Raw genomic sequence first — 12,613 nt, forward strand, 5'->3', positions numbered from 1 at the left:
CCTCTCAGGCCGCAAATGCGTGTTCAACCGATGAAATCAGCGTTGGGTCTCCTGGGAAACAATCGACTCAGGCTTCATGTCACGCTCCGATAACGGCGTGTCGTGCACCCGATATCCGCCCTTGAGGCCATCGTTGAGCAAAGACCACATGCCTTTGTTGAAGTCATAGCTGACGTTTTTTACCGTGTACGGCAGGTTTTTGTCGTACAGCTGCACGCCACTCTGGAACAGCGCGCGATACAGCACCCCGCCCTGGTCCCAGGCGTCATACAGGCCGGCACCAAACGTGTCTTCGTCGAGGTAGTAGGTGCGCTTGCTGTAGACGTGGCGTTTGCCCGGTTTCAGAGTCGCTTCCACCACCCACACCCGGTGCAGTTCCCAGCGCTCGCAAGCCGGGTTGGCATGATGCGGCTTGAACTGTTCTTCCTGGCCGCAACTGAAGTAGAACTTGTAGGCGTTGTACGGGATATACATCTCCTTGCGGCCCACCAGTTTGTAGTCGAAACGGTCCTGGCTACCGGAGAACATCTGCAATTCGTCGAACAGGTTCACACCGCCCTGGTTGGGCACCGGCGTGTCGTAGGCGAACTCCGGCGCCAACTTGATGCGGCGCATGCCTGGGGTGTAGCTCCAGGCACGCCGTGGCTGGCTTTGCGGGTCGAGGTAGTCAGCGAGGATGATCAGTTGCCCGGCGCTGCGGGCCGGATAACTGTCCAGTGCCCAGGCGCGGTAGTACAACTGCGGATCGCGATCGGTCTGTTGAGTCTGGTAGTACGGCGCCTCCTCCATGGTCGCGGACTCGGCGGTCTTGGTCACCGAACCCTGAGAATCCACTACCCAACTGTTGGACGAAGCCGTGGTGGTGTAACCCGTTCCCTTGTAGCGCAGTTGTTGATTCCAGATGACTTCATTGCCGTTCTGCGGAAGCGGGAACGGCAGCCCGCCTCGGCATGCCGGATCGACTGCGAGGTTGTCCTTGGTCGTGCGGCAGTTACTGGCGTTGCGCACAGAGGCATCGAGCAACGCTTGCGGGTACGCCGCGGTCCGGTGGGTCGGGTAAATATCCAGGTAGTAGTCGGGAAATTTACTCAGCAGCATTTTTTGCCCGCCGCTCAAGCGGTCGGCGTATTGCTCCATGTTTTTCGAGTTGATCCGCAGCAGCGGTTTTTCATCCTCGAAGGGGTCGGCCCAGAAGCCGCTGTCGGGCTTGAAGCCTGGCGGGCTCTGCGTCAGGCCGCCGGTATAGGGAGGAATGCTGCCATCGGCATTGCCCGCGATAATTGCGCCGAACGGCGTCAGGGTTTTTCCGATCTGTGCAACCTGGTCGGCCGGTGCCGCAGCCAGGCTGGCGGTGGCGATGCTCAACAGCGCCACCGCCCATGCAAATTGTCCTTTCATAAACAGATACTCCGCTTCTTGGCTTTTTTAGATGGAGGTTTTGAAGGTGAAGGCCAGCCAGCCACGGTCGGTTCCGCCCACGGCGCCGTTGCCCCCGACGGTGTCCCCGGGAATGTTCTTCGTTTGAGCGTCTGTATCGGAATAACGCAAACCAAATTCATAACGCTGGGCATACGTCATCTGCACGCCGGCAGACCAGGTCAGCGCGCCTTCGTTACCACCGCCGGCACTGGCTGCGTTGCCCGACAGGCCATAATTGACGGTCAACGGTACGGTCATGTCCCAGGACGGGAGTACCGACAGGTATTGCGGTGTGTAATTGACGGCGATGGCCGCGTAATCCCGGGTCGAACAACCGTCGCGCTTGTCCCCTGAACCGGGTGTGCCGACGCGGGGGTCAACGCAGTTATTGTTGTTTTCACCCAGATAAAGCTCTTCGTGCTCGGTCACTTTGCGCAGGTGGCTGTAGGCGAACTCGCCGATCAGCGTGGCGTTGTTGGCGATAAAGTTACGCGGCACGCCATACACAGCGTTGGCGACGAAGTGGTACGTATCGCCACGCGGTCCTTCGTTGTCGGAAGGATCAACGCCGACCGCGTTCAACGCACCGCCCTTGCGATAGGAGATCTCGCTGCCGATCGACACCGTGTCGAGCACGGTCGAAAGACTCAGGCCGACCAGTTTGACGCTGCGCGGGTACACCAGGCGGTAGCTGCCGGTAGCGGCCGAAACTTCTGGCGCCAACCAGGGTTGGTAGTCATCGAACTGGCGGTAGTAAGCGCCCACCGTCGATTGAATCGCCTCGACGTCGTATTTGGCCATTACGCCCCAGTTGGCGGAGTCACGACCGTATTTGGACTTCTCCCGGTTAAAGGAAAAACCAGGTGCTACAGGCAAACGGTCCGGGCCTTCGAAGAACGGGTCCGCTGCGCCGAAGTAGGTGCCGCCGTACGGAATGCGCGTGTAGTCCCATTCGTAGAAATATTGAGCGGCCAGTGTCAGGTTGTCGGTGGCCTGAGCTTTGACGGATATCTGCCCGATGGGCAAGAACACTTCCTTGGTTTCAATGCCAGGACTGGTCACTGCCTTGGCACCATCCAGAGGCGCTTGCGAGTAGGAAATCGCATGGGCACCGAACAGTAGCCCCTCGCCCCAGTAATTGGTATGCCGGCCGATCTTGACGTTCACCGAAGCATCGCCCAGGCGCAGGTTTTTCCAGACGAAGGCATCGAGGATTTCCCCTGAAGGGCCTTCGACGTAACGCTTCACTTCAGAGCTGTAGTGGTCGTTGTCGTAGCTGGTCTGGTACCCGGCAACATGACTGCGCACCGTGTCATTGTGGTACGCCTGGTCGTACCAGCCGGCGGCGCTGAGGCGTGCCCCCCAGTCTTTACGGTAGGCAAAATCGAGTTCAGTGAGCAAGTCGATGCGGTTGGTGACGATGTCACCCTTGTCGAACTTGCCGTCCGATTCATCGTAGTTAGGGTTGTTCATGATGCGCCGGTCTTGCCCCTCCGTTCGCATCCCCAGGTTGTAGCGCAGGGTGTTATCCCAACGCAGATGAAAGTCTGGATTAGCCAGTTCGATCGGCGCAGCCATCACCGCTCCACCGTAACCAAACGCCATTTTCCCTACCGCCAGCAGTACCATGGCCCGCTGGGCTCGCATGCGTCCCTGTTTGCTCATCTTTTTCATGCAAACCACCTTTTGTTTTTATTGTCAGTCGTTTTGTCTGCTCCCCGCTCGCGGGGTGTCATGGCTAGCGGCCGATGGGGTAGATGATGGATTTCTCCTGGGTGAATTCTTTAAGCCAGTTCGGCCCGAACTCACGGCCCAGTCCTGAACGTTTGAAGCCGCCGATGGGCGCATAAGGCAAGCTGCCGCTACCCCCATTGAGGTACACACTGCCGGCACGAATTCGTCGAGCCATGGCATAGGCGGTGGCGGCATCTGCAGAGGAAACAGCGGCGTTGAGGCCAAACCGCGAATCGTTGGCAATGGCAACCGCCTCGTCATCACTGTCGAAACCGATCACCACCCCCACCGGCCCGAAGATTTCCTCCTGGGCGATGAGCATGTCGTTGCTTACGTCATCGAACAGGGTGATGTCGCTGAAGAAGCCCTGGCGCAGATGCGCAGGTCGTCCACCACCGCAGACCAGCGTGGCCCCGGCGTCGCGGCCGCTGGCGATGAAATGCTCGACCTTGGCGCGCTGCGACTCGCGGATCAGCGGGCCCATCATCACGCTCGGGTCCGCCGGGTCACCGACCTTCCACTGCCCGGCAATGGCTTTGGCGCACTGCACGAATTGCTCGCGTACCGAGTGATGCACAACGAAGCGGGTGAGCAATGCACAGCCCTGCCCCGCGTTGACCGCCAGCCCGGCGACAGCTCCCAGCGCGGTGGCCTGAATGTCGGCATCGGCGCGCACGATCAACGCCGATTTGCCGCCCAGTTCCAGATGCACGCGCTTCAGGGTCGGCGCCGCCTGACTCATGATGCTCATGCCGACCGTTTCCGAACCGGTGAACGAGACCATGTCCACCCGCGGGTCGCTGCTCAACAAGCCGCCCACTTCAATACCGCCGGTGACAATGTTGAGTACGCCCTGGGGCAGGCCGATTTCTTCAGCGATCTGACCGAACAACAGCGCCGAGTACGGGGTAAATGGCGAAGGCTTGAGCACCAGGGTGTTGCCGGCCAGCAAGGCCGGAAACACCTTGGCCAGGTTAAGAAGAAACGGAAAGTTATAGCCGGTGATGCCGGCCACCACGCCGATGGCCTCACGCTCCACCGTGCCGCTGCCGAGAATCATCGGCCCTGCCGGGTTGAACGGATTGGGATTGGCCTGCACCGGAATCTGCAAGCTGTCGCTGTGCACAGACTGCTCGATCGCGGTCAGCACATGGCCCAGCGGCATGTCCACCTGCATGGCATAAGTCACGCCTTGGGAACAGCCGACCTCAGCGATAATCAGCGCGGCAATTTCCTCCCTTTTTGCCACCAAAGCTGCGTGCATCCGCCGCATGTACCCGGCCCGTTCGGCCATGCTCAACCAGGGCCAAGGGCCGTTATCAAAGGCGTTGCGTGCGGCGGCGATGGCTGCGTCGGCGCTCTGCAGATCACCATTCGGTGCATGACCGATGACCGCTTCGGTGGCCGGGTTGAGCACTGCTTCGCGCGGACCGTCAACATCCACCCACGCGCCATCGATGTACAGCTTGTCCAGCTGGGTAAAGGGAACACTCATGGTGTTGGATCTCCTGAGACTTTGCCGGTGATAATTTCTGCAGCGCGCATGGCAATGGCCATGGCCGGGGCATTGGTGTTACCGGAAACCAGGCACGGCATCACCGAAGTGTCGACCACACGCAGGCCCTCGACGCCGCGCACACGCAGTTGCGGATCGAGCACCGACGCGCTGTCGGCACCCATGCGACAGGTCCCGGAAACGTGATAGGCGGTCTGGCCGAAGCGGCGGAACGCAGCAAGAATTTGCGCGTCGCTTTCTACCTCCGGTCCCGGTGTCAGCTCGCCGACAATGAATGGCTTGAGCACCGGCTGTGCAGCCAGACGGCGGAACCAGCGAAACAAGGCAATTGCGGAAGTGCGATCGATCTCGGCGCTCAAATAATTGGCGTTGATCCGGGGTGGAACCGTGGCGTCCGCCGATTGAATGCGCACCTCACCCTGGCTCTGCGGACGCAGGAAATAGCCACCGATGGTCAGGCCGGGCTCCTTGTCGATTTCGACCTTGTTACCGTCGCCATCCATGGAATAGAGGCTGACGCCGATTTGCGCGTCCGGACGATCCAGCTCCGGGCGCGTCTTGATGAAACCACCGGCCTCGTGAGCGGCGTGGGTCATCGGTCCTTTCTTGCGCAAAAAGTATTGGGCCACTGCACCGAGTAACCCAATCCCATGGAAGCAGTGATTGAAGCTGCCACGGGTGACCCGATACTGCATGGCCATGTACACGTGCTCACGCAGGTTACGCCCGACCTCGGGGGCGTCGTGCAGCACACTGATACCCAGCGAGTTCAACAGTGCGGCCGGGCCGATGCCAGACAGTTGCAACAGCTTCGGCGATTCAATGGCACCGGCGCACAACAACATCTCGCGGCGCACTTCGAAGCGTTCCTTGCCGGCGCTGTTGTTGACCTGCACGGCACAGGCACGGTGATTGCTGAACTCGATGCGTTGAACATCCGTGCCGGTCATTAACGTCAAATTCGGACGTGCGCGCACCGGATCGAGAAAGGCCTTGGCGGCACTGAATCGCTGGCCTTTCCAGGTGGTTTGCGGCTGATAGCCGAAGCCACCCTGAGTGACCGAGTCGATATGATTGGTGTCTTCAGTGCGCGCCACACCCAGCTCACCGGCCGCGCTGATGACGGCATCGCACAGGGCGTGGCCCGATGGGTGCACCGTGACTTTGAGCGGGCCACCGACTCCGCGCCATTGGCTCTTGCCCAACTGGTGGTCTTCGAGGGCGACAAACTGCCGGCCCATGTCTTTCCAGCCCCAGCCCGCGCAGCCTTGCGCTTCCCAATGATCATAATCAGCGGGTGCTCCCCGTACATAGACCATGCCGTTGACCGAACTGGAGCCGCCAATCGTTTTGCCTTTGAGCCATTGCTCATCGCTCATACCCTCACCGCGTGCAGCCTTGTAGCTCCACACATGCGGATTGCCGGGGCTGAGCAGTTTGCCAATGCCACGGGGCATGGCAATCAACGGACTGGTGTGATCCGGTCCGCTCTCGATCAGCAGCACCGAAACGTTCGTGTCGGCAGACAAGCGATTGGCCAGGACGCAGCCGGATGACCCCGCACCGATGATGATGTAGTCGTAGGTTTTGCTCATTGTTGTTCTTCTTTTGCGGGTTGCTGAAAGTCTTCCATTACCAAGGCGGCACTCACCGGTGTTCGTCGGATGTATCGCGAACCTCGATGACCCGTTCCGGGCAGGCACGGGCACCGCGGGTTGCCAGCCGCTCTTGCCCAATCGGCACACTTAAGCCGTTGCTGGCGATGTAGCCGTTGTTATCGAGTGGATAGAGCGCGGGCGCGACGTTGTTGCAGCGGGCATGACCTACGCAGCCGGATTGGTTGATAGGCGTTTTCGCCGTGGGCGGTGAGCTCTGCCCATAGATCGAAATCGCGGGCAAGGTGCTTGGGAATGTGCGCAGGAACAGGTGCAGGCGTTTCAGGAGCGTTATTCATTATTGTTCTCCAGGTCTCTATCGGACTGGAGAAACGGTAAGGCCGCAGACGCAAAGCCACAACGAACAGAAGCGCAAATCTGTACGGCATAGACGGAATTAATTAACACTTTCGCCGAATATGTTCTAAAAATAATCCTGCTGGTGCAAAAAATCCTCTGTCATTGTGTTCTGATCACCGCCGGGAAGCTCTTGTACCCGCCGTCATGAAACCAATAAAAAGCGCTGCCGAGGTTAAGAATGTCTCACCTAGCTTCCGTGCAAACAGCCGATAAAAATCACGCCAGTCAACGCCACGCCTTGCGTTCCCAACGCACCCGGGAATTGTTGCTGGACCACATGTATCGCCTGGCGCTGGAAAAGGGCTACGAAGGAATTACGGTCCAGCAATTACTGGACAGTACAGGGGTCGCGCGCTCCACCTTCTACGCGCACTTTCGCGACAAGGAGGACCTGATCGTCGCCGGGTACGAAGCCATTGGCGTTCCCTCGACCAAGGTCACCGAAGTTGATGGCGACCGCCGTGTCCTGCTGGATGTTTCGGCCTGGCTGTTCAGCGCCACCGAACGTCATGCGGCACTGACAACGGCGTTCTTCAGCGGCCCGGGACAGAACGTGATTCTCGCGCACCTGGAAAATATCCTGATCATCCAGGTCCGGGAACACTACCGGAAACAGGGCCTGTACCAAATCGATCAACTGCGTGGCGAGGCCGCCGTGCGCTGTTTCGTCGGTGCCCTGGTGGGGCTGTGGTTGTGGTGGGTGCGCCACGACTATCCGAACCCGGCGCGGGAAATGACCGAAACCTTCGACAGCCTGATGAACAACGGCACCTGGCCGCCTGACAACAACGTGCGCCAGTAGCGGGATCAAGAGGCGCAGGCCATGATCAGAAACTGTCGGAATGCCTGGGTCGGTGCCGACAAACAGTTATCCGGCAGCCAGATCAGCCCCAGTTCCATGGGTGGAATCACATCCACCAGCGGCCGGATTTCAATCTTCTTGCCTTCCAGAGACCAGGCCCGGTACAGCATGTCCGAGAGAATGGTCACACCGAAACCATGCCCCACCAGCCCGCGCAATGCCTCCATGGATGAGGTACGAAAAGCCACCTTGGGTGCCAGTCCGCGGGATTCCCAATAGCGCATGGTCGAGGTCTCCCCCTCATCGACCGTGGCCAGGATATAGGCATGCTCGGCGACGTCTTCGAGATTGATCGAGGTGGCAGACATCAATGGGTGCTGACTTGCCAGCCAGAGTTGGCGGCGCGAACGAATTAGCACATGGTGAGCGAAACCGTGCAAGTTCGGCGTATTGGAGACAATTGCCAGGCCCAAGTCGAGGTCGCCATTGCTCAGGGCCGCTTCAATGCTCTGGCGGTCCATGTCGATCAGGTCGATCTCTACCTGAGGGTAGCTACGTTTGAAGCGTGCCAGCAGCGCTGGCAGAAAGTAACCGAGCACCGTGTAGGAGGCACCCACACGCACGGTTCCTTGCATCGCATGGCCGAGAAACAGCGGTTCACTGAGAGCGTCCTGCAGCGTGTCGAGAATGTGCCGCGCATGCTGGGAAAACTTGTTGCCTTCAGCGGTCAGCGCCACGCCATGGGGCAAGCGGTCGAACAAGCTGACGCCCAAGGACTGTTCCAGATGCAACACCGCCGCAGTAATCGCCGACTGCGATACATGCGCCTTCAGCGCCGCCTGGGAAAACTGGCCGGCGTCGGCGGCGGCAACGAAATAGCGCAGTTGGCGCATGGAAATATCTTTGCCTTTCGTCATCTGATTTTCTGATACCTGCCGCCTGAATATATGAAACAGCTCGGTCCACGGGCTGGTTACACTCGAGACCGGGTAGCTGCCCTGACGTATCGTTATCCTTCGAATTTCAGCGCCAATAATAAAAATGGCTGAAGGTTGAAAAATGAACGCGATCCACTACAGCGAGTACGACTGTGAAGCGTCAGGTAATTTCCTGACCGAAGCTTCATTGGCCAGGCAAGGCTTCGACATCCGGGTTGAACACGCGCAATGGTCCAACACTGGCACTGCCTTGATAGAAACCGGCGACAGTTGCCTGTTGCGCTTGATGCTGCCGGCCAGCTCGCAGATCAAGCCTAACTGCGGCGGTTTTTCCAGCCACGGTGCGCCTCAATTCCAACCCCTGGGCAAGCTGTTGTTCATTCCCCATGGCACCGAGTTCCACCTGCGTCACGATGCCGGAGAGCAAAAGGCCCTTGTGTGTCTATTCGACCCCTCCTCACTCGGCGTCCTGGGCAGCTATCGCTGGAACTGGCAGGACAACGTCAGCGCAGCCATGCTCAACCTGCAAAGCGGCTACTTGCACGCCTCGTTGCAACGGCTGGCCGAAGAAGTCGCCAACCCCGGCTTCGCCAGCGAGCTGCACACCGAGTGCCTGCTCACCAGCATTGCCCTGGACCTGCGCCGCGAATTTATCGACGCGCCCGACGATGCCACTTGTTCCTCACACTGCGCTGAAAAACTCAGCCATCGTCAACTCAACATCCTGCGTGAATTGCTCGACAGCGCCAGTGACGAAGGCCGCTCACTGGGCCACTTGGCGCGGGCCTGCGAACTGCCGTTGCGGACCCTGTCCAGTCGCTGCAAAAACACCACCGGCATGACCTTGCGCCAGTACGCCGCGCAAACCCGTTTGCAAAAAGCCGTGGCGCTGTTGGCTGACCCACGGTTGCTGATCAAACAAGTGGCCTATCAGGCCGGCTTCAACAACGCCGCCGCTTTCAGCGCGGCCTTCCGTAAAGAGCTCGGTGTCACACCCGAGGAATTTCGCCACCAGCGCCAGCGCTGAAAGGCACCCGGACAAGGGCGCCTTCCAGCAATACGGGCTTTAACGACGAATCGTGGCGGTGATTTTGGCGTGTGGCCCATTGACCTGCGCGGCCCAGGCTTCAGCCGCCTGATCGAGGGTAAAATCCAGGTAATCCACCTGAATCTGCTGCTCTTTGGCGATCTTCAGCAGACGCAGCCAGATCTGTTCACGGTCTGCGGGCGGGCGCTGGCCAGTGCCGATGCACGACAGATTGCGAAACAACAGATCGGCAATATCCAGATTGAGCTGGCGGCCGGCTCCCGTGCCAATGGTCATGATCCGTGCGCCCCAGTTGGTGGCCTTCAGCGACGTCAACATCGGTTGACCGCACACGAGGTCGAGCACCACATCAAATCCGCCATCGGCCGCATCCTTGAGCGCCGCGACGTCATCGCTGCCACCCAGGGTCACCACTTCATCGGCAAGGCCTCGCGACTTCAACCGCCCCAGTGCTTCAGCGGACCGGGCAGCACCGACCACTTTGCCTGCACCCAGACCGCGCGCCAGTTGCAGGGCGATCTGGCCGAGCGTGCCGGTGGCGCCCAGGATCAGCACCTTCTCACCCTTCTGAATCGCGGCTTTTTCCAGGGGCACGATGGCGCCGGTCGCAGCGATGCCCATGCTGATCGCGGTTTTATCGTCCACGTCGTCCGGCACATTCCATACTTCGGCTTGCGGCACCAGGGTGCGCTCTGCCCAGGCACCAAACGGCAACACCGAGCGCTCGCCGAAATACACCCGGCGGCCATCCGGCGCACGGCCAACGCCTTCTCCGCGAATGACACAGGGATATTCAACACCCAGACGGTAGGCGCCGAGTACATCCCAGCCACCAAGGCCAGCGGTATCGACATCGATCAGCACCGAGCCGTCTAGCGGCTGCGGATCACGAAACTCGCCCACTACCGGCGGCGCATTGCGCTCGGAAATGATTGCTGCACGCATGGCATTCTCCTTGTCTGTTTTATTGTCAGGCTGCACTCGAGGCAATAATTGAACATTATTCTGTTATTTGTCTATATTTACTTCGGCAGCTTCTCTAACTGGCAACTAATGGCTCGGACTGATATCGCGGATACCCACCCAATGTCAGCAGCAGCAATGGGCCGACGACAAAGCAGATAAAACTGAACAGCAGCATGGCCGAGTAGCCACCGGTGAGCTTGAACAACCCGGCGAACAGTAACGGCGAGATCGCCGCACCTGCGGTAATCAAGCCCAGGTGCGCGCCAAACAAGCGGCCGTAGTCGCGCATGCCGAAGTAACGGGCGATCAGGAAAGCAGCGATATCGAACTCGGCACCGGCACCCACGCCGACCAGCAACGTGGCGAGGGTGTACATCGCAATACTGGAATCCCCATAGGCAAAAATGCCGCAGGCAAATGCCGGCATCAGCAGCGCGACAGAGGCAACACCGGGCGCCCACAACCGGTCAATCAGGTAGCCCACCAATAGTCGGCCAAGGATCAGCGACACGCCGAAGCTGGCGAAAATCTGACTGGCCTGCAGGGCGCTCAGGCCACGGTCCTGCAGCAACGGCACAATGTTGGTGACCATGCCCACCACGCACGACACCACCAACGTCATCGACAGGTTGCACACCCAGAAACGCCAGGAGCGCATCGCCTCGCGCAGCAGTAGACCGCCGGTTTGTTCGCTGGTGGCGGGGAGTTGCGTCGAGTTGTGGCTGACATTGGTGGTCGGCAACAACCAGCGTAAGGCCAAGGGCAACGCCAGCAGCACCGGCAATACACCCAGCGCGAGGAATCCCGCCTGCCAATTCCACCGGCTGATCGCCCAGGCGGTGATCAGCGGAAGCATGATGGCCGCCAGTCCGGAGCCACTGAGGATGATCGCCAGCGCCAGACCACGGTTTTCCTCGAACCACAAGTTCACCAGGTGCGACCAGGTCACCTGCAACGTACCCAGCCCGGCTAGCGGCACCAGGAAAAAGCCAAGGTAGAGGGTCCAGATCGAGCCATTGATACAGGTCAGGGTGAAGACACTCAGGGACAACGCGAGCAGCGACAGCAACGTGACCCGGCGCAAGCCGTAGCGCGAGTTGAGCCAGCCGGCCAATTGCGACGCGACGATGGTGCCCAGCGATAACGCGGTGATCGCCGCCTGCAACTCCGCCCTGCCCCAGCCCATGGCCTGTTCCAGCGGAATCACCATGGAGCTGAAGCTGTACAGCAGCAACGAACTGGAACTGGTGGCAACGCCCACCAGCGCCAGAATCAGCACCCGCCAGCCGCGTTTGAATTCTGCGTTATCAAAGCCTTTCATGGTGTGTGACCTCAGTCGTTGCCAATAAACACAGCCGCTTGCGCGCTCTTGCTCAGTACCTGGGCACGACGTGCCGGGCCAGGTGCGGTCTCGACCTGAACAAGGGTGTCTTCGGGGTGAATCAGCGTCGGGCCATTACCCAGTTGCTCAAGCGCCAGAAGCGCCAAGTCATCTGCTTTGGGCAAGGTCATGGTCAGGGCGTCGGCAATGTTCAGTTTGACCATGGCATCGCGCATGGTGGGTGTGTCGACAGTGCCGATGACCAAATTGAGCACGTCGACGCCACAGTCTTTCCACTCCGCCCATAACGATTCGCCGAGGTTCAGCGCAAACCCTTTGGTGGCGGTGTACATCGCCAGTTTGCGAATACCCCCCAATGCAGCCTGGGAACCCACCAACAGCAAGCCGCCCTGCCCGCGCTCCAGCATCGCGGCACCAAAGGCATGGCTGCATTGCATCACGGTCAAGCAATTGAGGCGCAGCAACGCGCCCCAGTCCTCGGTCGAGGTATCGAGGAAGCGCGTGATGTAGGGATCGCCACCCGCGTTGTAGATAAACAGACCAACTTGACGTTCACCGACAGCCGCGAGCAATCGCTCACAGGCATCGGGCTGAGAAAGGTCCTGGATTACCACCAGCACTTCGATGGCGTAACGTTGCTCCAATTCGCCTTTCAATTGCGCCAGGGCGTCGCCACGGCGCGCCACCAGGACGCAGTTGAGGCTACGCTCGGCGAGGGCACGGGCAAACGCCGCGCCCACACCATGGGAGGCACCGGCAATCACCGCCCACGGACCATACCGATGCAGGAAGGCATTATCAGGAACAGACATAAACACTCCGAATACGAAGGC

At 59.7% G+C, this 12,613-nt stretch carries 11 protein-coding genes; 2 read left to right on the plus strand and 9 right to left on the minus strand.

What is annotated here, in order from left to right; translation table 11 throughout:
* Positions 1-36 precede the first annotated feature (36 nt).
* The 5 genes from FQ185_RS08240 to FQ185_RS08260 form a co-directional block, all read right to left on the minus strand.
* On the minus strand, positions 37-1,398 hold the full coding sequence (locus tag FQ185_RS08240) for a DUF1329 domain-containing protein (protein WP_020300821.1): 1,362 nt from the start codon (positions 1,396-1,398) through the stop codon (positions 37-39).
* Between the two features lie 27 nt (positions 1,399-1,425).
* A complete protein-coding gene (locus FQ185_RS08245; protein WP_020300822.1) occupies positions 1,426-3,093 on the minus strand; it encodes a DUF1302 domain-containing protein in 1,668 nt (555 codons plus the stop codon).
* Positions 3,094-3,157: 64 nt separating this feature from the next.
* Positions 3,158-4,648 (minus strand): aldehyde dehydrogenase family protein, encoded by a 1,491-nt coding sequence (locus tag FQ185_RS08250; RefSeq protein WP_020300823.1) that lies wholly within the window; start codon positions 4,646-4,648, stop codon positions 3,158-3,160.
* Positions 4,645-6,264 carry a GMC family oxidoreductase gene (locus FQ185_RS08255; protein WP_149417027.1) on the minus strand — a complete coding sequence of 540 codons (1,620 nt, stop codon included), beginning with the start codon at positions 6,262-6,264 and terminating at the stop codon, positions 4,645-4,647. The genes FQ185_RS08250 and FQ185_RS08255 overlap by 4 nt, the downstream gene beginning before the upstream one ends.
* A 52-nt stretch (positions 6,265-6,316) precedes the next feature.
* Positions 6,317-6,568 carry a ferredoxin gene (locus tag FQ185_RS08260; protein ID WP_154220403.1) on the minus strand — a complete coding sequence of 84 codons (252 nt, stop codon included), beginning with the start codon at positions 6,566-6,568 and terminating at the stop codon, positions 6,317-6,319.
* Between the two features lie 294 nt (positions 6,569-6,862).
* Here FQ185_RS08260 and FQ185_RS08270 point away from each other — a divergent pair, with 294 nt between their 5' ends.
* Positions 6,863-7,486: a TetR/AcrR family transcriptional regulator gene (locus FQ185_RS08270; protein ID WP_032904483.1), complete on the plus strand. Its 624-nt coding sequence runs from the start codon at positions 6,863-6,865 to the stop codon at positions 7,484-7,486.
* Between the two features lie 5 nt (positions 7,487-7,491).
* On the opposite strand, the gene FQ185_RS08275 is transcribed toward FQ185_RS08270, so the two are convergent.
* Positions 7,492-8,403 (minus strand): LysR family transcriptional regulator, encoded by a 912-nt coding sequence (locus FQ185_RS08275; protein WP_020300825.1) that lies wholly within the window; start codon positions 8,401-8,403, stop codon positions 7,492-7,494.
* A gap of 142 nt (positions 8,404-8,545) precedes the next feature.
* Here FQ185_RS08275 and FQ185_RS08280 point away from each other — a divergent pair, with 142 nt between their 5' ends.
* Entirely contained in the window at positions 8,546-9,451 is a 906-nt protein-coding gene (locus FQ185_RS08280) for an AraC family transcriptional regulator (RefSeq protein ID WP_020300826.1), read from the plus strand.
* 39 nt (positions 9,452-9,490) lie between these two features.
* Here the strand turns inward: FQ185_RS08280 and FQ185_RS08285 are convergent, their stop codons facing one another.
* The 3 genes from FQ185_RS08285 to FQ185_RS08295 all read right to left on the minus strand — a co-directional run bounded on the left by FQ185_RS08285 (position 9,491) and on the right by FQ185_RS08295 (position 12,592).
* Entirely contained in the window at positions 9,491-10,417 is a 927-nt protein-coding gene (locus tag FQ185_RS08285) for a zinc-binding dehydrogenase (protein WP_020300827.1), read from the minus strand.
* Positions 10,418-10,511: 94 nt separating this feature from the next.
* A complete protein-coding gene (locus FQ185_RS08290; protein WP_020300828.1) occupies positions 10,512-11,759 on the minus strand; it encodes an MFS transporter in 1,248 nt (415 codons plus the stop codon).
* Positions 11,760-11,770: 11 nt separating this feature from the next.
* Entirely contained in the window at positions 11,771-12,592 is an 822-nt protein-coding gene (locus FQ185_RS08295) for an SDR family oxidoreductase (protein ID WP_149417028.1), read from the minus strand.
* Positions 12,593-12,613 lie beyond the last annotated feature (21 nt).

It is taken from the genome of Pseudomonas sp. ANT_H12B, assembly GCF_008369325.1.
Taxonomy (GTDB): domain Bacteria; phylum Pseudomonadota; class Gammaproteobacteria; order Pseudomonadales; family Pseudomonadaceae; genus Aquipseudomonas.

Bases quoted from the DNA above. Each gene is read 5' to 3' on its own strand.
- FQ185_RS08270 (WP_032904483.1), top strand. From the start codon at position 6,863: ATGTCTCACCTAGCTTCCGTGCAAACAGCCGATAAAAATCACGCCAGT.
- FQ185_RS08285 (WP_020300827.1), bottom strand. From the start codon at position 10,417: ATGCGTGCAGCAATCATTTCCGAGCGCAATGCGCCGCCGGTAGTGGGC.
- FQ185_RS08250 (WP_020300823.1), bottom strand. From the start codon at position 4,648: ATGAGTGTTCCCTTTACCCAGCTGGACAAGCTGTACATCGATGGCGCG.
- FQ185_RS08275 (WP_020300825.1), bottom strand. From the start codon at position 8,403: ATGACGAAAGGCAAAGATATTTCCATGCGCCAACTGCGCTATTTCGTT.
- FQ185_RS08290 (WP_020300828.1), bottom strand. From the start codon at position 11,759: ATGAAAGGCTTTGATAACGCAGAATTCAAACGCGGCTGGCGGGTGCTG.
- FQ185_RS08255 (WP_149417027.1), bottom strand. From the start codon at position 6,264: ATGAGCAAAACCTACGACTACATCATCATCGGTGCGGGGTCATCCGGC.
- FQ185_RS08280 (WP_020300826.1), top strand. From the start codon at position 8,546: ATGAACGCGATCCACTACAGCGAGTACGACTGTGAAGCGTCAGGTAAT.
- FQ185_RS08240 (WP_020300821.1), bottom strand. From the start codon at position 1,398: ATGAAAGGACAATTTGCATGGGCGGTGGCGCTGTTGAGCATCGCCACC.
- FQ185_RS08245 (WP_020300822.1), bottom strand. From the start codon at position 3,093: ATGAAAAAGATGAGCAAACAGGGACGCATGCGAGCCCAGCGGGCCATG.
- FQ185_RS08295 (WP_149417028.1), bottom strand. From the start codon at position 12,592: ATGTCTGTTCCTGATAATGCCTTCCTGCATCGGTATGGTCCGTGGGCG.